This window comes from Vreelandella mediterranea (assembly GCF_970647075.1).
Window position 1 is genome coordinate 2,957,004 of record NZ_OZ310198.1, and the last position, 24,498, is coordinate 2,981,501.

Annotated in this window: 33 protein-coding genes; 29 read left to right on the forward strand and 4 right to left on the reverse strand. The window is 58.9% G+C overall.

Annotated elements, in window-relative coordinates:
* The first annotated feature begins 60 nt into the window (after positions 1–60).
* From ACWFVE_RS13505 to ACWFVE_RS13530, 6 genes are all read left to right on the forward strand, one after another.
* Positions 61–495 (forward strand): DNA polymerase III subunit chi, encoded by a 435-nt coding sequence (locus ACWFVE_RS13505; RefSeq protein ID WP_447529785.1) that lies wholly within the window; start codon positions 61–63, stop codon positions 493–495.
* A 164-nt stretch (positions 496–659) separates the two neighbouring features.
* The gene (locus ACWFVE_RS13510) at positions 660–3,506 is read left to right on the forward strand and encodes a valine--tRNA ligase (protein ID WP_447529786.1); all 2,847 of its coding nucleotides are present in this window, start codon (positions 660–662) and stop codon (positions 3,504–3,506) included.
* 179 nt (positions 3,507–3,685) lie between these two features.
* Complete coding sequence (locus ACWFVE_RS13515) at positions 3,686–4,399, forward strand: phosphatase PAP2 family protein (RefSeq protein ID WP_447529787.1); 714 nt, start codon at positions 3,686–3,688, stop codon at positions 4,397–4,399.
* A gap of 77 nt (positions 4,400–4,476) precedes the next feature.
* Positions 4,477–4,785 carry a hypothetical protein gene (locus ACWFVE_RS13520; RefSeq protein WP_447529788.1) on the forward strand — a complete coding sequence of 103 codons (309 nt, stop codon included), beginning with the start codon at positions 4,477–4,479 and terminating at the stop codon, positions 4,783–4,785.
* Positions 4,786–4,892: 107 nt separating this feature from the next.
* Positions 4,893–5,396 carry a nucleoside deaminase gene (locus tag ACWFVE_RS13525; protein WP_447529789.1) on the forward strand — a complete coding sequence of 168 codons (504 nt, stop codon included), beginning with the start codon at positions 4,893–4,895 and terminating at the stop codon, positions 5,394–5,396.
* Between the two features lie 366 nt (positions 5,397–5,762).
* Entirely contained in the window at positions 5,763–6,542 is a 780-nt protein-coding gene (locus ACWFVE_RS13530; RefSeq protein WP_447529790.1) for a transporter substrate-binding domain-containing protein, read from the forward strand.
* 399 nt (positions 6,543–6,941) lie between these two features.
* Here ACWFVE_RS13530 and ACWFVE_RS13535 read toward each other — a convergent pair whose 3' ends face one another.
* Together ACWFVE_RS13535 and ACWFVE_RS13540 are read right to left on the reverse strand one after the other, a co-directional pair.
* The gene (locus ACWFVE_RS13535; protein ID WP_447529791.1) at positions 6,942–7,799 is read right to left on the reverse strand and encodes a DUF2971 domain-containing protein; all 858 of its coding nucleotides are present in this window, start codon (positions 7,797–7,799) and stop codon (positions 6,942–6,944) included.
* Entirely contained in the window at positions 7,799–8,119 is a 321-nt protein-coding gene (locus ACWFVE_RS13540; RefSeq protein WP_447529792.1) for a hypothetical protein, read from the reverse strand. Before ACWFVE_RS13540 ends, ACWFVE_RS13535 begins: the two co-directional genes overlap by 1 nt.
* A gap of 955 nt (positions 8,120–9,074) precedes the next feature.
* Between ACWFVE_RS13540 and ACWFVE_RS13545 the strand changes: the two genes are divergently transcribed.
* The gene (locus tag ACWFVE_RS13545) at positions 9,075–9,269 is read left to right on the forward strand and encodes a hypothetical protein (protein WP_447529793.1); all 195 of its coding nucleotides are present in this window, start codon (positions 9,075–9,077) and stop codon (positions 9,267–9,269) included.
* 372 nt (positions 9,270–9,641) lie between these two features.
* On the opposite strand, the gene ACWFVE_RS13550 is transcribed toward ACWFVE_RS13545, so the two are convergent.
* Positions 9,642–10,703, reverse strand: coding sequence for a phage portal protein (locus ACWFVE_RS13550; RefSeq protein ID WP_447529794.1), 1,062 nt, complete (start codon positions 10,701–10,703; stop codon positions 9,642–9,644).
* Positions 10,693–12,492, reverse strand: coding sequence for a terminase large subunit domain-containing protein (locus ACWFVE_RS13555; RefSeq protein WP_447529795.1), 1,800 nt, complete (start codon positions 12,490–12,492; stop codon positions 10,693–10,695). Before ACWFVE_RS13555 ends, ACWFVE_RS13550 begins: the two co-directional genes overlap by 11 nt.
* Positions 12,493–12,636: 144 nt before the next feature.
* Between ACWFVE_RS13555 and ACWFVE_RS13560 the strand changes: the two genes are divergently transcribed.
* The 22 genes from ACWFVE_RS13560 to ACWFVE_RS13665 all read left to right on the forward strand — a co-directional run bounded on the left by ACWFVE_RS13560 (position 12,637) and on the right by ACWFVE_RS13665 (position 24,486).
* The gene (locus tag ACWFVE_RS13560; RefSeq protein ID WP_447529796.1) at positions 12,637–13,446 is read left to right on the forward strand and encodes a GPO family capsid scaffolding protein; all 810 of its coding nucleotides are present in this window, start codon (positions 12,637–12,639) and stop codon (positions 13,444–13,446) included.
* 45 nt (positions 13,447–13,491) lie between these two features.
* On the forward strand, positions 13,492–14,511 hold the full coding sequence (locus tag ACWFVE_RS13565) for a phage major capsid protein, P2 family (protein ID WP_447529797.1): 1,020 nt from the start codon (positions 13,492–13,494) through the stop codon (positions 14,509–14,511).
* Positions 14,511–15,191 (forward strand): phage terminase small subunit, encoded by a 681-nt coding sequence (gene gpM / locus ACWFVE_RS13570; protein WP_447529798.1) that lies wholly within the window; start codon positions 14,511–14,513, stop codon positions 15,189–15,191. The genes ACWFVE_RS13565 and gpM overlap by 1 nt, the downstream gene beginning before the upstream one ends.
* Before the next feature lie 113 nt (positions 15,192–15,304).
* Entirely contained in the window at positions 15,305–15,766 is a 462-nt protein-coding gene (locus ACWFVE_RS13575) for a head completion/stabilization protein (RefSeq protein WP_447529799.1), read from the forward strand.
* A complete protein-coding gene (locus ACWFVE_RS13580) occupies positions 15,763–15,975 on the forward strand; it encodes a tail protein X (protein WP_447529800.1) in 213 nt (70 codons plus the stop codon). The genes ACWFVE_RS13575 and ACWFVE_RS13580 overlap by 4 nt, the downstream gene beginning before the upstream one ends.
* A 7-nt stretch (positions 15,976–15,982) precedes the next feature.
* Positions 15,983–16,327: a putative holin gene (locus ACWFVE_RS13585; RefSeq protein WP_447529801.1), complete on the forward strand. Its 345-nt coding sequence runs from the start codon at positions 15,983–15,985 to the stop codon at positions 16,325–16,327.
* A complete protein-coding gene (locus tag ACWFVE_RS13590; RefSeq protein WP_447529802.1) occupies positions 16,324–16,596 on the forward strand; it encodes a phage holin family protein in 273 nt (90 codons plus the stop codon). The genes ACWFVE_RS13585 and ACWFVE_RS13590 overlap by 4 nt, the downstream gene beginning before the upstream one ends.
* Positions 16,596–17,408 carry an N-acetylmuramidase domain-containing protein gene (locus tag ACWFVE_RS13595; protein WP_447529803.1) on the forward strand — a complete coding sequence of 271 codons (813 nt, stop codon included), beginning with the start codon at positions 16,596–16,598 and terminating at the stop codon, positions 17,406–17,408. The genes ACWFVE_RS13590 and ACWFVE_RS13595 overlap by 1 nt, the downstream gene beginning before the upstream one ends.
* Positions 17,405–17,788 carry a hypothetical protein gene (locus ACWFVE_RS13600; RefSeq protein ID WP_447529804.1) on the forward strand — a complete coding sequence of 128 codons (384 nt, stop codon included), beginning with the start codon at positions 17,405–17,407 and terminating at the stop codon, positions 17,786–17,788. The genes ACWFVE_RS13595 and ACWFVE_RS13600 overlap by 4 nt, the downstream gene beginning before the upstream one ends.
* An 84-nt stretch (positions 17,789–17,872) precedes the next feature.
* Positions 17,873–18,358 (forward strand): phage tail protein, encoded by a 486-nt coding sequence (locus ACWFVE_RS13605; RefSeq protein WP_447529805.1) that lies wholly within the window; start codon positions 17,873–17,875, stop codon positions 18,356–18,358.
* Positions 18,355–18,813, forward strand: coding sequence for a phage virion morphogenesis protein (locus ACWFVE_RS13610; protein WP_447529806.1), 459 nt, complete (start codon positions 18,355–18,357; stop codon positions 18,811–18,813). Before ACWFVE_RS13605 ends, ACWFVE_RS13610 begins: the two co-directional genes overlap by 4 nt.
* 75 nt (positions 18,814–18,888) lie before the next feature.
* Complete coding sequence (locus tag ACWFVE_RS13615) at positions 18,889–19,365, forward strand: phage baseplate assembly protein V (protein ID WP_447529807.1); 477 nt, start codon at positions 18,889–18,891, stop codon at positions 19,363–19,365.
* 9 nt (positions 19,366–19,374) lie between these two features.
* Positions 19,375–19,701 carry a hypothetical protein gene (locus ACWFVE_RS13620; protein ID WP_447529808.1) on the forward strand — a complete coding sequence of 109 codons (327 nt, stop codon included), beginning with the start codon at positions 19,375–19,377 and terminating at the stop codon, positions 19,699–19,701.
* A 36-nt stretch (positions 19,702–19,737) separates the two neighbouring features.
* Positions 19,738–19,986 carry a PAAR domain-containing protein gene (locus ACWFVE_RS13625; RefSeq protein WP_447530544.1) on the forward strand — a complete coding sequence of 83 codons (249 nt, stop codon included), beginning with the start codon at positions 19,738–19,740 and terminating at the stop codon, positions 19,984–19,986.
* A 2-nt stretch (positions 19,987–19,988) separates the two neighbouring features.
* On the forward strand, positions 19,989–20,327 hold the full coding sequence (locus tag ACWFVE_RS13630; RefSeq protein WP_447529809.1) for a GPW/gp25 family protein: 339 nt from the start codon (positions 19,989–19,991) through the stop codon (positions 20,325–20,327).
* Positions 20,324–21,223 (forward strand): baseplate assembly protein, encoded by a 900-nt coding sequence (locus tag ACWFVE_RS13635; RefSeq protein WP_447529810.1) that lies wholly within the window; start codon positions 20,324–20,326, stop codon positions 21,221–21,223. The genes ACWFVE_RS13630 and ACWFVE_RS13635 overlap by 4 nt, the downstream gene beginning before the upstream one ends.
* Entirely contained in the window at positions 21,220–22,143 is a 924-nt protein-coding gene (locus ACWFVE_RS13640; protein ID WP_447529811.1) for a phage tail protein I, read from the forward strand. Before ACWFVE_RS13635 ends, ACWFVE_RS13640 begins: the two co-directional genes overlap by 4 nt.
* Positions 22,140–22,667, forward strand: coding sequence for a phage tail-collar fiber domain-containing protein (locus ACWFVE_RS13645; RefSeq protein WP_447529812.1), 528 nt, complete (start codon positions 22,140–22,142; stop codon positions 22,665–22,667). The genes ACWFVE_RS13640 and ACWFVE_RS13645 overlap by 4 nt, the downstream gene beginning before the upstream one ends.
* Complete coding sequence (locus ACWFVE_RS13650) at positions 22,664–23,023, forward strand: hypothetical protein (protein WP_447529813.1); 360 nt, start codon at positions 22,664–22,666, stop codon at positions 23,021–23,023. The genes ACWFVE_RS13645 and ACWFVE_RS13650 overlap by 4 nt, the downstream gene beginning before the upstream one ends.
* On the forward strand, positions 23,016–23,270 hold the full coding sequence (locus ACWFVE_RS13655) for a hypothetical protein (RefSeq protein WP_447529814.1): 255 nt from the start codon (positions 23,016–23,018) through the stop codon (positions 23,268–23,270). The genes ACWFVE_RS13650 and ACWFVE_RS13655 overlap by 8 nt, the downstream gene beginning before the upstream one ends.
* The gene (locus ACWFVE_RS13660) at positions 23,267–23,632 is read left to right on the forward strand and encodes a hypothetical protein (protein ID WP_447529815.1); all 366 of its coding nucleotides are present in this window, start codon (positions 23,267–23,269) and stop codon (positions 23,630–23,632) included. The genes ACWFVE_RS13655 and ACWFVE_RS13660 overlap by 4 nt, the downstream gene beginning before the upstream one ends.
* Positions 23,629–24,486, forward strand: a complete 858-nt coding sequence (locus ACWFVE_RS13665) for a hypothetical protein (RefSeq protein WP_447529816.1) — start codon at positions 23,629–23,631, stop codon at positions 24,484–24,486. The genes ACWFVE_RS13660 and ACWFVE_RS13665 overlap by 4 nt, the downstream gene beginning before the upstream one ends.
* Positions 24,487–24,498 lie beyond the last annotated feature (12 nt).

The following is a 24,498-nucleotide window of genomic DNA, read 5'->3' on the forward strand; positions in this document are numbered from 1 at the left end:
GCCGCCGCCTCGTGCGGCGGCGACCTTTCAGGCCTTCAGACGTTTCAATGCGGGAATTCCATGGCGCGAATCGACTTCTACATACTTCAGGACACCACCCTGGAGGCGCGGCTCGCCTTTGCCTGCAAGCTGGCGGACACCATCTACCGCAAGGGCTACCGGTTGCACCTTCACTGCGAGGACCAGGCGCTGGCGCAGCAAGCCGACGACGCACTCTGGACCTTTCGTGACGATGCCTACCTGCCCCACGCTCTGGAAGGCAGCGACATGGCGACAAGCGTGCCCATCACGCTGGGCTTTGGTGCCCTGCCCACCCCGGCGGAAGAGACCGCGCTTTTGAACCTGCACCCGGAAATTCCCGACGGGATCGAGCGCTTCACAAGAGTTGCCGAAATCATCAACCAGCACCAGCAGGTGCTGGTCACTAAACGCGCCTGCTGGCAGCGCTATAAGGAGCTTGGTCACGAGGTGGTCCCGCACAAGATTGGCGGCTAAACCACAGGCGGAGTCAAAACGCGACTGAAAGCTATTTCCCGGCCACGACACGCCTGACGCGTCGTGGCTGTTCGCGCTATACTAGCCGCCATTTTTCGTCCTCTTTATGAATTTCATGCTTGCCTCGGGCGTCTCTCGGGAAAGCATCGTTTGCGAGTCACTCCATGGAAAAGACCTACCAACCCGAACAGATCGAAACCCGCTGGTACGCGCGCTGGGAGGCGGACAACCGCTTCGCGCCGTCCGGCACCGGTGCGCCCTTCTCCATCATGATTCCGCCGCCCAACGTGACCGGAAGCCTGCACATGGGTCACGCCTTCCAGGACACCATCATGGATACCCTGACGCGCTGGAAGCGGATGCAGGGTAACAACACGCTCTGGCAGGTCGGCACCGACCACGCGGGGATCGCGACCCAAATGTTGGTGGAGCGCAAGGTGGCCGCGGAAGAAGGCAAGACGCGCCACGAGCTGGGGCGCGAGGCGTTCACGGACAAGATCTGGGAGTGGAAGGAAGAGTCCGGCGGCCACATTACCCGCCAGCTTCGCCGCATGGGCGCCAGTGTGGACTGGTCCCGCGAGCGCTTCACCATGGACGACGGCTTCTACAAGGCGGTGCAGGAAGTGTTCGTGCGCCTGCATGAAGACAATCTGATTTACCGCGGCAAGCGCCTGGTCAACTGGGACCCGACGCTGCACACCGCGATTTCCGATTTGGAAGTGGAGAACAAGGAGCAGCAAGGCAGCTTCTGGCATTTCCGCTACCCGCTGGCCGACGGCGTGAAAACCGCCGACGGCAAGGATCACGTCGTCGTTGCCACCACCCGCCCGGAAACGCTTTTGGGCGATACCGGCGTGGCGGTGAACCCGGAGGACGAACGTTACGCATCATTAGTGGGCCAATTCATCGAGCTGCCGCTAGTGGGCCGGCGCATTCCCATCGTCGCTGACGAGCACGCGGACATGGAGAAAGGCTCGGGCTGTGTGAAGATCACCCCGGCCCACGACTTCAACGACTACGAAGTCGGCAAGCGCCAGAACCATCTGTTGATCAACGTCTTCTCGAAAGACGCCACGATTCTCGAGCGCGCCGAAATCTTCGACCTCAAGGGCCAGCCCCAGCCGGAAGAAGACGCCACCCTGCCCGCGAAGTACGCCGGGCTCGACCGGTTCGAGGCGCGCCAGCAGATCGTCGACGACATGGACGCGCTTGGCCTGCTACTCGAGGTGGAAGCGGTCAACAACACCCTGCCGTATGGCGACCGCTCAGGGGATGTCATCGAGCCGCTTTTGACCGATCAGTGGTTCGTGGCCGTCGACCAGCTCGCCAAGCCCGCCATCGCGGCGGTCGAGAACGGCGACATCCAGTTCGTGCCCAAGAACTACGAGAACATGTACTTCGCCTGGATGCGCGACCTGCAGGACTGGTGCATCTCGCGCCAGCTCTGGTGGGGCCACCGCATTCCCGCCTGGTACGACGAACAAGGCAACGTCTTCGTTGCGCGCACTGAAGCCGAGGCTCGCGAAAAGCACGGCTTGGGCAGCGATATCACGCTCACCCAGGACGAAGACGTGCTGGACACCTGGTTCAGCTCGGGTCTTTGGACCTTCGGCACCCTTGGCTGGCCGGAAAAAACCCCGGAGCTCGAGACCTTCCACCCGACCAGCGTGTTGGTCACGGGCTTTGACATTATCTTCTTCTGGGTCGCCCGGATGATCATGATGACGCTGAAGTTCACCGATCAGGTGCCCTTCAAGACCGTCTACGTGCACGGCCTGGTGCGCGACGGCCAGGGCCAGAAGATGTCCAAGTCCAAGGGCAACGTGCTCGACCCGATCGACCTGATCGACGGCATCAGCCTGGACGCGCTTCTCGAGAAGCGTACCGGCAACATGATGCAGCCGAAGAAAGCCAAGGCGATTGCCAAGGCGACCAAGGACGAGTTCAAGGACGGCATCGAGCCCCACGGCACCGACGCGCTGCGCTTCACGTTCTTGTCCCAGGCCACCACCGGGCGCGATATCAAGTTCGACATGAACCGCCTGGACGGCTACCGCAACTTCTGCAACAAGCTGTGGAACGCCTCGCGCTACGTGCTGATGAATGCCGAAGGCGAAGACTGCGGCACCGGTGACGAGGCGGTGACGCTCTCGCTGGCGGATCGCTGGATCATCTCGCAGCTGCAAAAAACCGAAGCCCAAGTCACCAAAGCGATGGACGAGTACCGCTTCGACCACGCCTCCCAGGCGCTTTACGAGTTCGTCTGGAACGAGTACTGCGACTGGTACCTGGAGCTCTCCAAGCCGGTGCTGTGGGACGAAAATGCCACGGCCGAGGCCAAACGCGGCACCCGTCGCACCCTGGTACGCGTACTGGAAACCATCCTGCGCCTGGCCCACCCGATGATGCCCTATATCTCCGAAGAGATTTGGCAGCGCGTCGCGCCGCTTGCCGGGCGCTACCCGGGCCAGGACGCCTCGATCATGAACCAGCCCTGGCCCCAGGCGATTGATGCCCAAATCGACGAGCAGGCGAGCCGGGATATCGAGTGGCTCAAAGGCGTGATCGTCGCCGTGCGTAACATCCGCGCCGAGATGAACATTGCCCCGGGCAAGCCGCTGGACGTACTGCTGACCAAGGGCCAGCCGACGGACGCCGAGCGCCTCGAGAACAACCGCCTGTTCCTCTCCAAGCTTGCCAAGCTCGAAAGCGTGACCTGGCTTGCCAACCCGGACGATGCCCCGCTTAGCGCCACCCAGCTGGTCGGCGATATGGAAGTGCTGGTGCCCATGGCGGATCTCATCGACAAGGACGCAGAGCTTGCGCGCTTGAACAAAGAGATCGACAAGCAGGACAAGCTGATCGGCGGCGTCGAGAAGAAGCTTTCCAACGAAAGCTTCACCGCCAAGGCCCCGGCCGCCGTGATCGACAAAGAACGCGGCAAACTGGCCGAGTTCCAGTCCGCCAAAAAGCTACTTATAGAGCAGAAGGCCAAGATCGAGGCGCTGTAGCTCTTCTAGCGAGCGCTCAGATTAAAGCGTATCCGGCTCTCCCGAGAGCCGGTTTTTTTATGGGGTTTACTACTGCCCTGAGCGCTTTTCACCCCATGTCTTGTTATCAAACACTGTTCATTAACAGGCTAAACAACTAAACTATGCCCTGAACCATAAGCCGCAATATGGGTATTGCCATGCACACTCGCCGCATTCTTTTTTACAACTTCCTTGGATTTGCCCTGATCGCCAGCTGGTGGCTGCCATCGGTACTTTTTTGGACCAAGCTGGACGATGACGTCTTTTTCTTCTTCAACCAGTTCGTAAGCCCGGTCTACCCGCGCTGGGTCGAGACCATGGCGCTGCTCAACACCCGTGCCTTCGATAAAGTGATGTTTGGCGTACTGGTGATCATGCTGTTCTTCGCCATGGTGCGCGACAAGAACGGCAGCTGGCCCAAGTGGCTGGCAATTGGCCTGATCATGTCGGCGGTGGGGGCGCTGCTGGGTGAAATGCTGCACATGGATTTGCTCGCCGCCCGCCCCAGCCCCACGGTGTGGCACGACGACGTCAACATTCTCAACAACTACACCTACCTGAACGCCAAGGCGACCGCCTCCAACAGCTTCCCGAGCGATCACGGCGTGCTGGCCATGGTGTTCGCCAGCTTCATGCTGCGCTTCGCCGACCGCCTGATCGCCTCACTTTCCGTGGCGCTGGCTATCTTCGTGACTCTGCCGCGTATCCTGGTGGGTGGCCACTGGGTAAGCGATGTCTACTTCGGGGCGCTGGCCATCGTGCTGGTGGTACTGCCCTGGATTCTGTGCAACTCGTATATCGCGAGCTTGATCGACCGGATGGCACGCTTTTTCGATACCGCCGCTCATAAGCTCTTACCCCGGTTTCACTAAGCCACCTCATGCGGCCGCCCTAGGGCGGCCGTTTTGATTGCCCCCTTACCACCGGCCGCAACGGATACGCTATGGACATGAGTCAGCTGGAACACGTGGTCATTGCCCTGGGCGTTCAACTCCTGCTCGCCCTACTACCCCGGGTCACCCTTTGGGTGTCCGGCTCGCTGGCCGTGGCGGTGTTCCTGGGCCGCGAAATCGCCCAGCACGAGTATCGTCTGGCCATTCAGCGCGGCTGGGAGTGGGGCCAAACCCAGCCGGTAGGCATGTTCGAAGGCGTGTACACCGGCTGGCACCTGGGTTCCATACTCGATGTACTGATGCCGGCGGTGGCCTGTTTCATTCTGGCGTTAGCGGTGGATGCCTTCCGCGCCAAGCGTCGTTAGAGCGCGGGCACTCGCCCTATCCCGACGCGAGCGCTATCTTTTAAAGCCTTCATCCATTACCGAGCGGATATATGCTGATCGGCCCGCTTTTACAGGAGCGCCCGCCCATGAATCAAACACAGCATCAACAATTATTACAACGCGCTGTCGCCCTCGCCGAGAAGGCCCTGGAGGGCGGCGACGAGCCCTTCGGCTCGGTATTGGCCGATGCAAAAGGCCATGTACTTTATGAAGCCAGAAACCGCATCAACAGCGGCGATGCGACTCAGCACCCGGAGTTCGAACTGGCGCGCTGGGCCGCTCAGCATCTGGATGAGAACGCGCGTCGCGAAGCCACCGTTTTCACGTCCGGCGAACACTGCCCCATGTGCGCCGCAGCCCACGCCTGGGCCGGGTTAGGGCCTATCGTGTATGCCAGCTCCTCACAGCAGCTGGCGCACTGGCACGCGGAATTTGGGCTTGAGAATCCGCCGGTCGCACAGCTTACAGTCGAACAGGTTGCGCCGAGTGTGATGGTCAGCGGGCCGTATGAGCAGCTGGCACAGGCGGTTTATAGGCTTCATTGTCGTTATCGTGAGCTGATTTCCTCGCAGGATAACAATCAGCCGTGAGCATATTAAGCACTGGCTTAAATCTGCTGACTGTTTCTTGACTGGTTTAATCTGCCAAGCTGACCGCCCTAAGAATCACCGGTTTAAGATCATGGATTCGCGCGGCGTTATCAAAACGAGATTCGTAGCGGTCGGCGTTGAGGCTAGTTTCGAACCCGGTTTGACGAAGCCATCACCAGCACGGCGAGCTTTACCAAGGCGCACGCCTTGGTACAAAATCCAATAGCAACAACTATTTAGCCGCCTGCATCCAAATACGCCACCATTGAATTAAATGGGGGCCTTCTCGCCGAGCATAGCGACTCAAAAATTAGCGTGATAACTTGTCCTGGAAGACCTAATAACGAATACAAAGAGGATAAGCCCATGTTACGCAGACCCCTTTATATGGTTGCCATGTTTGCAGCGCTTGGCGTTGGCGCTCCAGCATACTCTGACGATCCTCTCCGAATCGCGGTGGACGTTCCGTTCGAACCTTTTCAATATCGCTTACCTGACGGCACCATCACCGGCTTCGAAGTCGACCTGGGCAATGAGGTATGCCGGCGTATAGAACGTGAGTGTGAGTGGGTGGAGCAAGACTGGGATGGCATCATACCCGGGCTGATGGCTCGTAAATACGATGTAGTGATGTCATCCATGGCGATCACCGAAGAGCGCCAGGAACGCCTGCTGTTTTCCGAGCCCTATTACAGCAATCCCAGCGTATGGGTGACCGCTGCAGGACACGAGATTGACGTAAATGATCGGGATGCGCTGAACGGTCTAAAAGTGGGTGTACAAAGGGGGACCATCCGTGATGAGTATATTACCGATACGTACGGGGACCTGGTCGATGTCACCCGCTACACCACAGGTGAAGACATTGCGGTGGATATGAGAGCGGAGCGCCTGGATGCCGCGTTCATGTACTACCCCCTCGCGCTATCTTCGCTCAATGTGAACGGCGACGGGAGCGAGTTCGTGACCAGCTCCGAGCTGGTCCGCGAACCCAAGAGTTACTTTGGACACGGTGTAGCCGCCGCCTTCAACCGCCGCAATGAAGCCTTGGTAGAGCAATTCAATCAGGCACTGCGAGAAATCAAGGAAGACGGCACATACGACGATTTGATGCAGCAGTACGTCGACTACGATATCAAAATTTAAGCCTTGAGAGCGCTGGCCCGGACTCTTGAGCCAGCGCTACTCTCCCCCCTTGGCCTTCCAGAAAAACGACAAAAAAGTAGAGGCCGGTATAGCGAGGCAAACCCTTGAGTTTGACTGCGTACAGGGGGGCTTTCAGGATGGCATTAACGCATACGAAAAACCGCCCGAAGAGCGGCTTGATCATGTTTTTAAACGTTGTTGCTTTTAAGCATTTATTAACGTTGCCGACACAAGGAGTCGAACCCGTTACCTACTGATTACAAGAACCTGACCTAGCAGCACACACCAGCATGAAAACCACTAAATCAATACGTTATAGAATGCCGAAAATTCGTTTCAGCATGTTTCTGTGGACACTTTTCGATCAAATCATAAAGCGCCCTTAAAACCTTCTTAAGATCAGTTTCTACGCTTTTCATTCATTGCTTCTTTTAAAAAACTTTCCATTAGATATCTATCACCAAAAACATCTTGTCTTTGCAAGTCCTGCAAAACTCTTATCAAGTCATTTTTATCTTCTCTAAAACTTAAAACCATAGTGCTATCAACTCTCCTATGATGTGCAACACCAAAACTTACATCACTATATAGCTTCTTTACTATATCTATTAATAAAACAGCATCGTCAATATTAACACACTCACCAAAAACAACACTCTTTAAACAACTCCTATCTATACTATTTATATTTTTACAGCTTAAAACTCTATGCTCATCTTCGTATCTCCAGTTAATATGTTTATTATAAAAAACCTTCTTACATATACTCTCGATATTATTAAGCCTTATCTCCGAAACTTTTAAAGGAATAATATCCCTGTCTTCGATATAGTTTACATCCTTTCCTTCACTTATTTCATAGCTTAAACATACCCCAGTACTCTTATTCCCATAATGGCCCCACATAATAGGATTATTGGAACCTTTGCCACCGGAGAAAGAACCAATTTTATACTTTTTAAGAATACCTGCCACAATATATACAGCTACTTCTTTAGCGTTAGACCCAGTATTTCTCAATCTAGAGCTATACCTTTGAAACATATCGCTCATATCAAGATCGTACCTTAAAACAATCTCGTCTACTTCTTTAATAAATTTATCAATACTACTTTTGTTTTCCTGAATATCATCTTCGATCTCAAAAAGGCATTCACCAGCATCATTCAAATCTTCTATGTTAGAATAATATAAATTACTATTATAAATATTTTTAACAGTCCACATGTTAAGTGGACAAAATTTCACATATTCCATTAACCCACCTCAACTATAAAATTTATTTTCTCTAAGTTATTTATTTCTTCGACTAACCCAAGCTCAAGTTTTAGCTTTTTGGCTTCTAGCCTCTCTCTTTCTGTTCGTGCTGAATAATACTGCTTTTCTAATCTTTTAACTTTAGAGATTTCACTAACGTAGTGTTTAAAGTTAACTGCAACTACGCAACAGCAACCAACAAAAACAGATATTGCTATAAACATAAAAAGGTCACTTAGCAACGCATAGTACATAGCTTGTTGCATACCTGACTCAAGCTCTCGCCATGCATTTGCAAAACCTCTATCGATCCCCTGCATTATCTTCTACCCCTTTTTTTCTTTTTGAGTTTCTTAAGTAGTTTGCTTTCTAGCCATATATACAAAACGGCCACCCCGGCGAACAGGATGGCCAATTTCATAAGATGACTAAATAGGTCTTGTGCTGCCTCTGCTGCTCCCATTCCCCTCGCCCCCTTACCCACAACCCTTGCCTCTGTGAAACCACTTATTCACAGCCCGCTGTGCTAGTCGGTATCCGTCCCCGTTTTCTTTAACATGCGGCGTGCCCTCTCGACCTCGGGGCTTACTTGTCCGCACGGCTCGTTCGTCTGCCCTGTCATCAGCCAAAGCGTGTACTTCGGCCCTTACTGGCGATCAGCCCTCGCACTGCTCCGTATTATTGCCCTATCAATCACAGAACCGCCAGTCGCTAAGCAAAATTCATCTCGAAGATATCATACCGCCAGCAAATTAATAGACTCCGAGTGAGGCGATGAACGGAGCTCCATTAAACGACGTGGCGTGTCCGTAACGCCCTGATAAGACAGAGTTAGAGGGTAACCGGGGGCATAGGCGCAAATGGGCGTAGAGCGAGCCGCTAGAGGTGCTTGGCGGAGGCAAAGCCGGTGCAAATCAGGATCCGCCAGGTTTGCGATGGCCTGGCAAATACAGCGGCGCTCATAAAGATATGGGTGCTTCAAATGAGGGGTTCATATAAAATCCACGCGCACAAAAAAGCCGCCTAAAAAGGCGGCTTGATGTGTTCTTTAACACTTTAGCTTTTAACCATCTTTTGATGGTGCCGACACCAGGAGTCGAACCCGGGACCTACTGATTACAAGGTATGATAATTTTACAGTCTCATTAACAAGTTATCTTAAAAAGATATATGTAAAACAATGGCATTCGTTCCTTGTGATTCAGCGACTTAGAGCATCATGCTATGAAGCGATTCAGCTACGCTATCAGGAAAAACCGTCAAGGTGACACCTGTGTGCGCTTCGATATACGTCATCAAAACCACGGTGCAAAAATTGAGCTAATGCCATGGGAAATGGAAGAGCTTTGGTTAACCCAAGCTGAAATGCCGATGATCATAGCCACCATGGTCGATGAAAAGATCTGGGACGCCCACCGAAAACCCATCCTCGAAATGCTCGCCGAGCACTACCTGGCCGACCGCGATTGACCCCCGCAAGAACTGCATAATTGCGCATGAAAACGCATAAAAATGATATCCCTTATAACTGCCCTTCCGCCCAGCAACGGCGCGGCCCGAGCCCCTGCCGCAATACTGCATAAAAACCACTACATTTAGCGCGCGGGCGGGGCGGGGTGACGATGGCGCGGCTTGGGTCGTCGTGGTGGCGGGCAGGACGGCCAGAGCGAGCGCGTGCGGCACGTTCTCAATCAAGATGGCATCGGAGAGCGGAAAGAATAAAGGCGCTTAAACGCAATGAGAGAGCTAATAAAAAGGCTAATGCGACTTATTCAAAACTGGCTTCATGCAGGCGCGCAAAAAAAAGCCGCCCGGGCGGGCGGCTTCGGTTATCAAGCGGGGTCAGTCGGCATCGGGATCGTCCAGCCGGTACGGTTCGAACCTCACGACCTCTTGTCCAACGTGCTCGTTGATCTCTTTTAAAATAGCCTGGATGGGCTCGAGCTCGTTGGCCACGAACACTCGCGCCGCCTTCTCGATGTCGCCGAACCCCGCCGTGTTCATCGGGATGATACCCATGAGCTGCGGCGGTATCCGATGCCCGGCAAGCTGGTCATCGCGGGTGATGTTTTTGATGTTGTAGAACTCATCTTTCGCCGCAACTTCTGACACCGGGATGATCTGAACGCCGTCTTTTTTGCCCCGGGGCGAGTAGAGAAATAGGTTGCGGAAATTACCCGGCCCTTTGGACTGCTTCAACGCCTTGCGCATGTCGTCAATGTCTTTCTGATCATGGGCGGGATCGTTCACGTACATGATGAACCCGGCGTGTGAGCCGTTCAGGTAGTACCGCCGGCGGAACAGGGTAGCGGATTCGTTGAGCCACGCGCTTTGCAGGCTGCCCAAGTAATCCGGCACCCCGTAGATGCTTTGGTCGATATCCGGCTCGAGTAGATGGATCGTGCGCCCGGCGGGGAGCTCCGTCCGCTCCATGTAGTTGGGGTGCCACCAGTAGCGGTCATTATCGCCCCGGCGCATATATTTGGCACTGCGGTGCTGCAGGCCCAGCGTGCGACCCAGCCGCCCCCGCACCTCTTCGAGGTAACCGTTGCCGAAAACCAGATAGTCGAGAGCCAGCGCGGCGAACGTGCGCCGGCTTAGCAACGGGTGCGGGATGAATGTTTTCAGCAAGATGTTCCGCTTCACCTGCATCGCGCTGCCGTGGTGCGGGGTCGCCCGGTAGCTTTTGGCCAGCACGCTTAATGGAATCGGCGGCTCGTACCACTCGTCTGGCGTCAGCCATACGCCCTCATACCACACGTCGCGCATCGATGTGACCGGCTCTGGCTCGCCGAAAGTAAACGCCTCCATTCGCCCTTTATCAGAGGCCACCGCCGGGGCGGTCGACTCCGGTTCATACGCATACACCCGGTGGCGGGGCTTCGCAGCGGTCTCAGTCGTCATCGTCGGAAAACTCCATAATAGATTTACCGGCGCCCTCGGTCGTGGGGCCGTCAATAGGTTCGAAGTGAAGGGCGTGCATGGTGGCCCATGCGAGATCCGCGTGGCCGGTCGCCTGGCTGCGACCCGACACGTAAGTGAATTGCCGGCCGCTGCCGGTAAGCTCTTTCTTGATCGCCATGAATGAGGCGGCGAGATCCGACCAGCCCGCGTCGAACTCCAGCCGGTCTTTACGCATGATCTGCTGGGCTTGAAGAACCATCGAGGTCTTGAGCGATACGTCGTAGCGGTACCGCACGACAGTCGGAAACCACTTCTCGACATACTCTGCCACCGCCCCACCAATGCCCGTGGTATCGATGCCGATATGCCCAATGTTGTATTTGTCGCGGAAGGATTCGATAAACGCGGCCTGGTCCTCGTAGTCCTGACCTTTCAACCGATGCCGCTCGAGCACGCGGTGTTTGTCCTCGCTCGATTGCGCGGGTAACACGATCACCAAGCCGGCACCGTCGCCATCTTCACCTTGGCCGGTCGGGTCATAACCGATCCAAACCTCTTGATCACCCACCGGCCGCGGCGCGTAGGGCCGGTAGTCGTCCCAAACTTCCCAGCTATCGACCATGCACGCTTTCATCGTGGCCAGGGGGAACGCGCTTTGACTGTCATCGACAAACCCGCACATCAGCAGATTGTCGAATTCCTCCGGCGAGTACTCCAGGCGCAGCTGCTCGAGGTCGAACAGATCACACCCGCCCTCCATCGCATCCAGCACCGTAACGATCTGCCGCCAGTGCCCATCCGGGCACAGTTGTCCGTCTTTCAGTGCCTCATGGCTGACATCGAACTCGGCCCGCTCGCTCTTCTTGCGCCGCTTGTTAAACAGGTCGCCATTCCAGAACGGATAGCCTTCATGGCCAACGCTCGACGGTGTCGAAAAATACGTCTGCCGCCACTTCTTGTGCATGGCCATGCCCGAGGTGACCTTACGGAACTCGGCGAAGCGGTGAATCCAGAAATATTCATCCAAGTACACGTCGCCGTGGTAACCCTGGGCGGTCTTGCTGTTGGTACCCAAGAAGTGCAGCTCAGCGCCGTTATCCAGGACGATAGGGTCGCCCTTAAGCTCGACGTCGCACACCTCTTTGACGAACTGGACGATGTAGTTGCGGAAAATGTGGGCCTGGGCGCGCGAGGCGGAAAGGAAGATCTTGTTCCGCCCGTTTTTGAACGCATCGACGATAGCCTCGCGAGCGAAGTACCACGTAGCCCCGATCTGGCGGCTCTTGAGTATGTTTCGAATGCGGTGCTTTTTACCCGCCTCATGCCAAACCGCTTGGTACTCGAACAGCGAATCCAGAAACGCCGCCTCCAGCGCCTCGATCTGCTCTTCGTCCAGCGCATTGCGCCGCGGTTTTTTCTTCGGCCCCGCGTTCCGGGCCTCGATGTTCGGATTGAGGTCAGCCTCGTTGCCGGTTTCGTCGTATTTGCGAACCCTGGCCAGCCGCTCCATTTGCCGCCCAAGCAAGTCGATCTCTTTGTAGTCGACCGGCTCCTTTTTCTGCTTCGACACCAACTGAACCAGACGCGCCTCGATCGTGTACTCCACGCGCTCGGTCGGGGTCTTATCTTCCCACCGGTCGCGCGCCTTCCAGCTGTGCACGGTGGCCGGCTTCTCGCCGATATGTTCAGCAATACGCGCAACTCGCCACCCCTGCCAATACAGGTGGCGGGCGGTCATGCGCGGCGATTCTTCGGCGCTCGGTATTGGGTCGGGGGCGGTTGTTGTCATGCCGCCAGCGTACCCGCCGCGCGCGATGCACTCGCCTGCCCCTATTTGTCTTAGGAAACTCGCACAACGCCCGCCCGTTGAGACTATCGCGCTACACGCGGAACCTGAGCGCTATCGAACCGCCACTCGCTCAGGAACCCCAACATGCCCAAGTTTTTCCGCGTCGCCACCGAAGGCGCAACCACCGACGAACGCAAGATCCAGCGCGACTGGATCACACAGATGGCCGCCAACTACGACCCCAAGAAATACGGCGCCCGCGTCTGGATGGAGCACATTCGTGGTCTGACGGCAGATAGCGCATTCAACGCCCTGGGCGACGTGATGTCGGTCGAAGCCCGCGAGGTGGAAGACGGCAAGTTGGCCCTGTTTGCAGAGATCGACCCCACTGACGAACTCAAGGCAATGAACAAGCGCCGCCAGAAGATCTACAGCTCCATCGAAGTGAACCCCAGCTTCGGCGATACCGGGGAAGCGTATCTTGAGGGACTGGCCGTAACGGACTCCCCCGCCTCACTCGGTACCGAAATGCTCGCGTTCAGCCGCGATAAGGGCGCCGCCTCCCCGCTGGCCGCTCGTAAGCAACACGCCGAAAACCTGTTCACCGAAGCCGTCGAAGTCGAGCTCGACTTCACCGAAGAAGAGCCGCCCAAGCCGGGCATCGGCGAGTTCGTAAAAAACCTGTTCAGCCGCCAGGACGCCAAAACCACCAAGGGCTTTGAAGCCTTCGGCGCCGACATTCAGGTCGCTTTCGAAGAGTTCGCCAACCGCCACGCGGCCTTGATCAGCGACCTCGAAAACCGCCCCACCGCCGAAGCCTTCAGCAAACTGCAGGCCGATCACACTGCTCTGCAAAAGCGCTTCGACGAGCTCTACACCAAGATCGACACCACGCCGGACACACCGCCGCGCACGCCCGCGACCGGCGGCACCGCCGAACTGACCGACTGCTAACGCTAGCCGCCCACTAGCCGCCGCCAATCACTCAAGGGAACATCAATGCGCAACGATACACGTCAGGCTCTCAACCAGTTCAAGGCCCAGCTCGCCAAGCTGAACGGGGTCGAGAACACCAGCGAACAGTTCAACGTCACACCCAGCGTCCAGCAGACCCTCGAAACCCGCACGCAGGAATCGAGCGAGTTTCTGAGCCAGATCAACATGGTGGGCGTCGACGAGATCAAGGGCCAAAAAATCGGCCTCGGCGTCTCCGGCCCCATCGCGGGGCGCACCAACGTAGACCAAAAAGAGCGCGAAACCCGCGACGTTTCCGACCTGACCGCCAATACCTACGAGTGCGTCAGCACCGAGTTTGATACCCACATTCGCTGGGCGCAGCTCGACGCCTGGTCGCGCTTTCCGGATTTTCAAGCGCGCCTACGCAACGCCATCCTTCGCCGTCAAGCACTCGACCGCATCATGATCGGCTTCAACGGCACCCAAGCCGCCGTCGAAACCGACCGCGCCGCAAATCCTATGCTCGAGGACGTCAACAAAGGCTGGCTGCAGAAATACCGCGAAGATGCACCCGCCCGCGTGCTCTCTGGGGTGACCGTGGGTGAAAGCGGCGACTACGCCAACCTCGACGCGCTGGTGTTCGATGCCGTTAACGAAATGGTTGAACCCTGGTACCGCGAAGACACCGCGCTCGTCGCCATCATGGGCCGCAAAATGCTGGCCGATAAGTACTTCCCGCTGATCCAGCAGCACGCCGAGACCCCGACAGAAGCCCGCGCGATGGATCTAATGATCAGCCAAAAGCGCGTCGGCGGTCTGCAAGCCGTGCGCGCCCCGTTCGTACCCGACGGCGCTGTGCTCATTACTTCGCTAGCGAACCTCTCGCTCTACTGGCAGCTGGGTAGCCGCCGCCGCTACGTGCTCGACAACCCCAAGCGTAACCGCATCGAGAACTACGAAAGCTCCAACGATGCGTATGTCGTCGAAGACTACGGCTTCGGCTGCCTGGTTGAAGGCATCACCGAAGCTGAGAAGCCCGCCGAGCCGCAAGGGGACGCGTAATGAAAAGCCCCGCCCGCAAACACTTTGAGCGCCTCACCGCCGCGAAAGCGGCGGGAGCCGCCAAGCCCGGCCAGCCCCAAACCGGCGAGCAATTCGAGCTCCACGCCGCCGCCCTCTGGGAAGCCCGCCGCACGCTAAAAGCCATCAAGTCAGTCACGGCCAAGATCGAAAAAAAGCGCGAGCTGTTGCCGGACTACATGCCCTACGTCGACGGCGTGCTCTCTGAGGGCAACGGCGCCAAAGACGACGTACTCATGACGCTCATGATCTGGTGTATCGATGTTGGCGAGTTCGATAAAGCCCTCGAAATCGGAACCTACGCCGTGAAACACGACCTCGACACGCCGGACCAGTACGACCGCGACACCGTCAGCATCCTCGCCGAAGAGATCGCCGAGGGCGTCAAAGCGCAGTTGGAGAAAGAAGGCGCCGATGCCGACGCCCTCGCCAACGTCATGGCCCGCACCGTCGCCACCGTCGGCGACCACGACATGCACGACCAGATCAAAGCCAAGCTCCACAAAAGCTACGGCTACGCCCTGCGCGCCGCCGAAGACGCCGAAGGCGCACTGGCCCAGCTGAAAGAGGCCCTCGCGCTGAACGAGCGCATCGGCGTCAAGCAAGACATCCAGCAGCTCGAACGGCAGCTGAAAAAACAGGACGGCCAGGCCAACGCCTGACCGCCAACCGAGTCGCACCCCGACGGCAAGGGGGCACCGCCAAGCAAGGGCTTTGAGCCTCGCGCGAAGCGGTCCACCCCCTTCTTAACCGCTCGGAAAGAACAGGTGGCCACATGATCGCCCACGGCACCAACGCCCCCAGCAAAACGATGGCCATCATCATCAATAACGGATTCTGGCCAGACATCGACCCCAACGCGTTCCGTGACGAAGAGCGGGTCACGAGTGTCACCGATGTTCGTATCCGCCAGTCGCTCCGCGCCGCGATAGCCGACATCAACCGGCAGCTCGCCGACTACCAGCACGAACACCAGCACGCCGGCCGGATGGCCTGGGACGCAATACCGCCAGAGCCGTGGCAATCCCCTGACGATCTCGAATTGCTCTATACCCGAGCCGTTTACGCCCAAGCCCAAGCGGATCTTCACGAACGCTACCGCGACTACTCGGCGACGGGTGAATCAAGGCTGCGCTCAGAAACGATTGAAACCGCAGCCGACGACTATCGCGCCGACAGTCGCTGGGCGATAGCCGAAATAGTCGGTCGATCACACACCACCGTCGAGCTGATATGAACCGCGTGGCCCACGCCCACCAGGGCGAAACGCTCGACGCCCTGCTCTACCGCGTCTACGGCAAAACCGCCGCGATCACCGAGCAGGCGCTAAAGATGAACCCGCACCTCGCCGACCAAGGCCCGGTGCTTACAGAAGGGACGCCGGTGACGCTACCGCCGCCGGACACCCGCGAAACCGTAAAACCAAAAATACAGCTCTGGAGCTGAGGATCACATGGCCGAACCATCCACCATGGCAGCCGCCGGAACCGCAAGCCTCGCCGCCGTGGTGATCGGCCTGCTACCCGGTATTGATGCCAACGCCGTCGTCGGCGCTTTTTGCGGCGCCACGCTGTTCGTAATTAGTGCCAAGGAGCTCGGGTTACTCGAGCGCTTGGCGTATCTGTTCATCAGCTTTTGCGTGGGGTACCTCGGCGGCCCCGCCACCCTCGGCGGCATGCTCGAGCATTCTGCCGTCGCCGCATTCATCGCATCCGCCGTATCCGTTACCGCCGGGCTAAGAGCCATCGAGGGGGTAAAAACGCTCGACCTCAAAACCTGGCTAGGGGGACGCAAGTGAATCTCGCTTACGCCATCACCATTGCTGCCGCGCTCGTCATCGTCGCCCGGCTGCTCACATTCCGCCGGCGCGATGGCCGCTACCGCCCCGGCGTCGCTTTAGCGGCGTGGCTCATCGTCGTGGCCACTACCTGCGTCGCCATTTTCGGGCCAGCGCCTAGTGACGCGGCGCGCTGGATCATAGCGGCAGGCCTGGTCGCTCTGGCAGTAGGCCTGCTCCGCACCGGCGGCAACGTCGCCCACCTCATCCGCCCCCTACGGAGGCTCTAATGCTGTTACGACAAGGTTCTATTGGCCCAAGCGTCACCGCGCTACAGCGTGAACTCAATAAAGCGGGCTACGCGATCAGCATCGACGGTCACTTCGGCCCGAAAACCGAAGAAGCGGTGCGCAATTACCAGCGAACCCAAGGCCTGGTCGCCGACGGCATCGCCGGCCCCAAAACCCGCAGCGCGCTCCAAGGCCAACGTGATAGTCGCGTGCTCCGCCAGATCGACCTGGTCAACGCCGCCGAACGGCTGGGCGTCGAGCTCGCCGCCGTCATGGCCGTGAACGAAGTCGAAAGTCGCGGCAAAGGCTTCCACATCGGCGGCCCCCGTAACGGCCAGCCGGTTATTCTGTTCGAACGCCACATCATGCGCCGACAGCTGCAACACCACGGCATCAACCCGGTGCCCTACCAGCGTGCCCAGCCCGACATCGTCAACGCGAGCCCCGGCGGTTACGTTGGCGGCCATCGTGAACACGACCGCCGCGAACGCGCCGCAAAGATCCACTATCCCGCCTCGATCGAGTCCGCAAGCTGGGGCCTGTTCCAGATCATGGGATTCCACTGGCAACGCTTGGGCTACGAATCCGCCGCGCAATATGCCGTAAGCATGGCAACCGGCGAAGCGGCCCAGCTCGACGCCTTTGTTCGCTTTATCGAGGCCGACCGCGCAATTCACGCCGCGCTGCGCCGCCACGATTGGGCCGACTTCGCTCGTCGCTACAACGGCCCCAATTACGCCGCGAACGACTACGACACCAAGATGGCCGCCGCCTACCGCCGTCACGACCAAGGCTTGAGGCTAGCCGCATGAGTAAGCTCGTTATCCTGGCCAGCGCCGCCGCGCTGGCCATCACCTTCACCGCCGGCTGGCAAGTCTCAAACTGGCAAAACGAAAGCCACCAGCTCACCGCCGAGCGCGCCGCTCGCCAGGCCATCGACGCCGGACTCGCCCGCGAATCCGAGATCGCCGCGAACGTGGAAGCGCGCCTTGCCGGATTGCAGGCCAACGAGCGGATCATCGACCGAGGAATCATCCGTGAAATCCAAAAACCGATTTATCAGCGCGTGTGCTTGGAGCCTGACGCTATCCGCCTGCTCAACAACGCCGCCGCCGGCACCCGACCCGACGCAACAGAATTTGATGCAACGCTGCCCCAGCGTGCTGCCCCTGCTGACCACCGGAACCGGTGAGGACGTAGCGCTCACCATGAGCGAATGGGCCGCCGAGTATCACCGCTGCGCAACCCGCCACAATGGGCTCGTCGAGGCACTCCAATGATCAAACTCCAATCCCTACGCACTCACCTGCTCAACGCTATACCTGAGCTGGCTAGAAACCCCGAACAGCTCCACACCTTCATCAATGACGGCAAGATCAAGTTCGCCCGCGGCCAAAATCTCAGCCACCAGTATTCAGTCGACGCCCAGATCCTCATCACCGACTACAGCGGCAGTCTTGATACCGTGATGATCCCGCTCCTTCAATGGCTCAACACCTACCAGCCAGACCTCGATACCGACGAAGCCGTCCAGCTCGAAGCCGAGATTCTGAATAACCACAGTTGGGATCTCGCCCTGACCGTGCGCCTCACCGAGCGCGTCGTCTCGAAAGTGGATTGCGATACCGGCCGCATCGAATCCGAGCACCGCATGCCCGAGTACCCGGTCGATGCCTGCCCCGCGAAAAGCTGGCAGCTCTACGTCAAAGGCCCAACCGACGCAGCACACGTTCTCAAAAGCGAATGGGATAGCCCAGCATGAGCGACGACCTGCAGCAGCTGGATGCCTGGCTAACGCCACTGATCGACAAGCTCACGCCAAAAGAGCGCCGCGTGCTCGCCCGCAACGTCGCCCGCGATCTGCGCATCGCTAACCGCGAACGTATCAAAGCCCAAACGAACCCCGACGGCACCCCGTTCGAGCCTCGCACACAGCTACGCGGCCGGCGCGGCCAGGTCCGCCGCAAGGCGATGTTCACCAAGCTGCGCACCGCGAAGCACCTGCGCATCAAAACCAGCGCCGACGAAGCCGCCGTTCAGTTTACCGGGCGCGTCGCCCGAATCGCGCGCGTGCATCATTACGGCCTGCGTGACCGCGTCGAAAAAGGCGGCCCCGTGCACCAATACGCCCGCCGGGAGCTCGTCGGCATCACCGCCGCCGACCGTAACCGCATCGCCGAAAGCGTCCTCAACCACCTCACACCGCCCGGCTCATAGCCACCTATTGTCATAGCCGCGTGGCACAACGCCCGCCGCTACCCACCCACGCGAGATCCGCGCAGCATGGGCGGCATGGAAAACGTCGCCGAATTACGCCGCCTGATAAACAACCTGATCCGCATCGGTACCGTTACCGAGGTCGATTACGGAGACCCCGCCGCCGAGCCGCCCAAACCGCCGCGCGTGCGGATCGAAATCGGCGAGCTCGAAACCAACTGGCTGCGCTGGATCGAAAGCCGCGCGGGCACCACCCGCACCTGGTGCCCGCCAACAGTCGACGAACAAGTGATCGTCATTGCCCCGGCTGGGGATATGAACACCGCCGTCGTGCTCACCGGCCTGTTTCGAAACATCCACCGCGCACCCAGCGACCACGGCGACCACTTCCACGCGGTGATGCCTGACGGCGCGGTGATCGATTACCACCACGTAGAGCACCACCTGACCGTCGACATACCCGGCGATATTACGATCAACGCCACCGGCGATATCCGGATCACGGCCAGCGGCGATATGCACCTCAAAGGTCGCAACATCTACGAGAACTAGGGGGCCCACATGGATGCCACTCAAAGCGCAATCGACTACAGCGGCCACTTCGACCGAATGATCACCGTCGGCGAAGAGATCCGCGACGAACTCAAGCTCATGCGCGAAGCGCTTTATGCCGGTAACGGCGATTCGCTGGCCACCAGCCAGCACGCCCTCGCCAACACCCTGGGCAATCTCGAGCGCCGGGCAAGCCAGGAATCGCTGGGGATCTACACCCGCCCGATCACGAAGGGCGATGGCGGCCTCAGCCGCGCCGCGATGATCAACGCGCTCAAGCAGGCGGATCAGCTCGACAACGTGCGCCAGGAAATGGCGGCGCCCACGCCGCTCTAGGAGACCACCATGCCCGCAGCTACCCGCCTCGGCGATATGTGCACCGGCCACGGCTCATGCTCACCGCGCCCATCAGTATCCGGCTCGCCCGATGTATTCGTGAACGGCATCCCCAGCCACCGCGTCGCCGACGGCTGGGCACGGCACTGCACGCATGAATCGGTACTCGCCGCGGGCTCCAAAACCGTCTTCGTTAACGGTCGCCCCAAGGGCCGCGTCGGCGACCCCGTCGCGTGTGGCTCCCTGGTGGCCACCGGCTCGACCAACGTGTTTGTAGGGGGCTGACCATGACCGGCATGCGCACCGACAACGGCCACGCAGTCACCGGCCTGGCCCACATTCAGCAGAGCATCCGCGACATTCTCACCACCCCCATCGGCGCCCGGGTGATGCGCCGCGAATACGGCTCGCTGCTGCCCGAGCTGATCGACCAGCCGCTGAACGACGTCACGCTACTGCAGGCCTACTCGGCCACCATCATGGCCATCACCCGCTGGGAACCCCGCGTGCGCGTGCTGCGCGTGAACCGCCAGGTCGACACTGCTCAACACGGCCGCGCCCTACTTGGGATCGACGCCCAGACCCATGATGGCCAGCGCCTTCATGTAGAGGTGCCGTTCTCATGAGCACGCCGATAGATCTCTCTCAGATCACCCCGCCGGACGTCATCGAGCCGCTGGATTACGAGGCGCTGCTCAGCGAGCGAAAAGCGCGGCTAATCGAACTCACGCCCCTTGATGAGCGCGACGATCTCGCGGCCACACTCGCACTTGAAAGCGAGCCGCTGACAAAGCTCTTGCAGGAAAACGCCTACCGCGAACTGCTACTGCGCGAGCGCATCAACGACGCCGCCCGCGCCGTCATGCTGGCTTACGCAGCCGGTGGGGATCTGGACCAGCTCGGCGCGAACTTCCAAGTGGTCCGCTTGATGCTCGACCCCGGCGACCCCAAAGAAGTGCCGCCGATACCGCCCACGTATGAGCACGACCGCGATTTTCGCGCGCGTATTCAACTGGCGTTCGAAGGGTTATCGGTGGCCGGTCCAGTAGGTGCCTACCAATTCCACGCCGCCGCCGCCCACCCGGACGTGCGCGATGTCGCGGTAGAGAGCCCAGCCCCGGTCGACGTCGTGCTCACCGTGCTATCCCGCCAGAACGATGGCATCGCCACGCCCGAGCTGCTCGACACGGTGTGCGACTATCTCGAGCCATACCGCCCATTAACTGACCGGCTCACCCTGCAATCTGCCGAGCGCACCGACTACCAGGTCAACGCCACGCTCACACTACGCCCCGGCCCCGATGCAGAGCTGGTGATCGAAGAGGCGCGCCGGGAGCTAAACATCTATGCCGATGCCCGCTACAAACTCGGCACTTGGGTCACCCGCTCCGGCATCAGCGCCGCGCTCACCGTTCAAGGTGTGGAAAACATCACGCTTCACGGCTGGCAGGATCTGCGTAGCAAGCCCAGCCAAGCGCCCCGCTGTACCGGCATTACGCTGACCACGGAGCGGCTGCCATGACGCACCTGTTACCGCCCAACCGCAGCCAGCTCGAGGCGCGCACCGCCGCCTCGCACCCGCTCGCCCTGCCGGTACCGCTGCGCACGCTCTGGAATCCGGCCACCTGCCCGGCGGAACTACTGCCGTTCCTCGCCTGGGCGTTTTCAGTCGATGTATGGGAAGCCGACTGGCCCGAGGCCACCAAGCGCCGCGTTATCGCCGAGAGTTTCGCTGTGCACCGGATCAAGGGCACACGCTTAGCCGTCGAGAAGGCACTGGCCGCCATGGGCATCACTGTCACGCTCACCGAGTGGTTCGAGCAGCAGCCCACGACTCGGCCCGGCACGTTCAGCGCGCGTATGCACCTGAACGACAACCGCGCGATAGCGGATCAGCTCAGCAGCGCGTTTTACACGCAAATTCACCACGCCATTCAAAGCGCCAAGAACCTGCGCAGCCATTACGATTTTTCGCTGTCCGCCCAGTTCGGCCCCACCCCCGTTGGGGTAGCCAGCGCCCAGCGCGCCGCCAGCCTCGCCCGCAACGACGCCCGGCCCACCCAGCCGCCGCTCGAACTGGCGGCGGGCATGGCCACCGCCAGCCACCTGCACCCCGCGGCCTTCTCCCGCGCGCAGACGCACCCCGTTCAACCAGTGCTGGAAGTGGCCGCCGGTATAACCGTCACGGCAAGCCATCACGCCGCTGCGCTGACCCGCCGCCCAGCACAGCCCACAACGGACGCCACGCTGTCACCGGCCCGGCTTGCCCTGGTCGGCGCCTATCGCGGCCTGGCCGTGACCCGGCGGCTCATGGCCAACGCGCCTGATACCCACCTACCCGACTCGGTGGCGCAAGTCAGCCTACCGGCGGCATCACTGTTCGCTGCCGGCGCCTGTTGCGGCATGGCCATCACCCATCACATCATGGAGAGCACCACATGACCGCTCTTGTACCCGTTATCACCACGGCGGGCCTCGCCGCCGTGTTCAATGCCGAAAGCGACGGCCTGGCCGCTCGTATCACCCACATCGCCATCGGCGACAACGCCCGCACCCCCGGCAAAAACGAATTCAAGCTGGTCAACGAACGCCGGCGCGTCAGCATTGCCGACGGCGAGCGGGTCAGCGACCACCAGATTCACCTCACCGGCGTCATCGACGGCGAGGGGCCGGAATTTTGGGTGCACGAAGTCGGGTTCTTTCTTGAAGACGGCACGCTGTTAGCGGTCTGGTCCGATGCCAACCCATTGGCTTATATCTCCAACGCGGTGCCCTTGCTGCTCGCCTTCGACCTGCGCCTGGACGCGCTGCCCGCCGAATCCGTCACCGTCGAAGGAACCGGCGCGAACCTGTCACTCGCCGCTTGGGGCGAACAGTACGTTGCCAACTCGGCCGCCATCGTCGACAACATGGCCCGCCAGATCGATCTGCTGTTTCGCGTGCAAGAGCTCGAGAACCGCGCATGAGCACCCAAGCCCCCACGATCAGTCTTGTGGCCGGTACCACGTACCGCTTTAGCGCCGCCTGGGCCAGCGAAGACGCCGCCGCTACGCCGGTGGATCTCGCAGGCTGCGAAGCCGTGTTCGTGGTGGCCACCACTCAAGGCGCCCCGCTGCTGACGAGTGAAACCGGCAACGGCATCACACTCGACCCCGAGCGCGGCGGCATCGACGTGCATATCCGCCCCGAGCAAACGGTCGGTGCCATCTCGCCCGCTTGGTCCGGCGCGCGGTACGAGCTGCGCGTCACGTTCCCGAACGGCGACGTGTTCAGCTTGCTGCGCGGCCATTTCCAGCTACACGCGGGGGTGATCCATGGCTAACGCCACGCGCCTCACCGTCACCATGCCCGCGCGCAGCGTTACCGTGCACCTGCCCGCAACGCCACGCTTTCAGGTCATTGCCCAAGGCGTACAAGGTCCGCCCGGCGCGCTATCGCCGGAGATCCTCGCCCAAGTGGCCGAGGCCCGGCAGGCCGGGCGCCAAGTAAATCAGGCCATGACCGCCATCACCGATGCCATCAGCTACCACGGCGGCCTAATCGCCGCCCAGGAGGACGCCACACAATGAGCTTTGATGAAAACCTGATCGCGCTACGCCAGGCAGTGACCCACACCCTCGGCGTGATCGACGGCAAGTTGCGCAATAAAGCCAACAAAACCGACGTGCTCACCACCGAGCAGATCGACGCGCGTATCCAGGTACTGATCGGCAGCGCTCCGGAAACGCTCGACACCCTCGCCGAGATCGCTGAAGCGCTCGGCAATAATCCAAATTTTGCCACCACCATCGCCGAAGAGCTGGCCAAGAAAGCCACGAAAACACAGGTGGCCAAGCAGGAAGAGCAACTCGGCGATGTTTTAACCGCCCTCACCGACGCCTTTACTCAAGGCGCCGCCGCCATTCAAAACAGCACCCAGGAGACACTATGAGCCTCGAAAGCCAGGTCGCCGCGCTCGTCAGCGCCGCTAATAAACTGACCAGCGAGATTGCTGGGAAGATGAAAGGGATTGATCAAAAAGTCGATCAGGCCGTGCAAGTTGTTCCCGAGACTGTTCGGTCAACCATGGATATGGAAACGTATGTCCATCCGACAAGAGGCGATGATGCAAATGATGGGTCTCGATCGAATCCTTTGAAAACGGTTATGGCGGCGCTAAAAAAAGGCTTTAACGGCGTTTCACACCGCATATATTTGTATGGAGGATTTGAATATTTAATCGACGATAATTTGTCGTTTCATGGTCAATTGATAGAAATCGCTCCAGTTAATCCCGACAGCTTGAGTGAAACAACGCGGCCTGTGATTAAGTTTTCAGAACTTAGTTCGAGCCCCGGTGTTCGTGTTGCATTTATGACCTTGAGCAGTACATCCATTGTTCTTCGGTCTTTAGAAATTAAACATCCGTACCAATCTGTGCAAGAAGGCGCTTTGTATGCTAATGAAACAAGATATGATGTGATGTTTAATTTGACCCGAAAAAGCATGCTTTATACGGGGTATGCAGGCTCTTACAGCAGTCGGAATCTAACGATCATAAATCTGGGTGATAACTTACCCAAAGGTGCGCCCATGCCACGAATCTGCGTTTCTGCCGATGGTATGAATGATATTCAGCTAACGGACACCCGCGTAACTGGTAAAACCGGCTGTGTGGTCTTCAATCGCCGAGGTGGAGCCACGTATGCGCGCGTATCAGATGGGGGTCTTGATGAAGGGGTGACATTAATCCCGGCAGGATATGAGAATACCGCGGATATTATTCGTTCTTCTTATTTCTTATAAGCAAGCTATTTA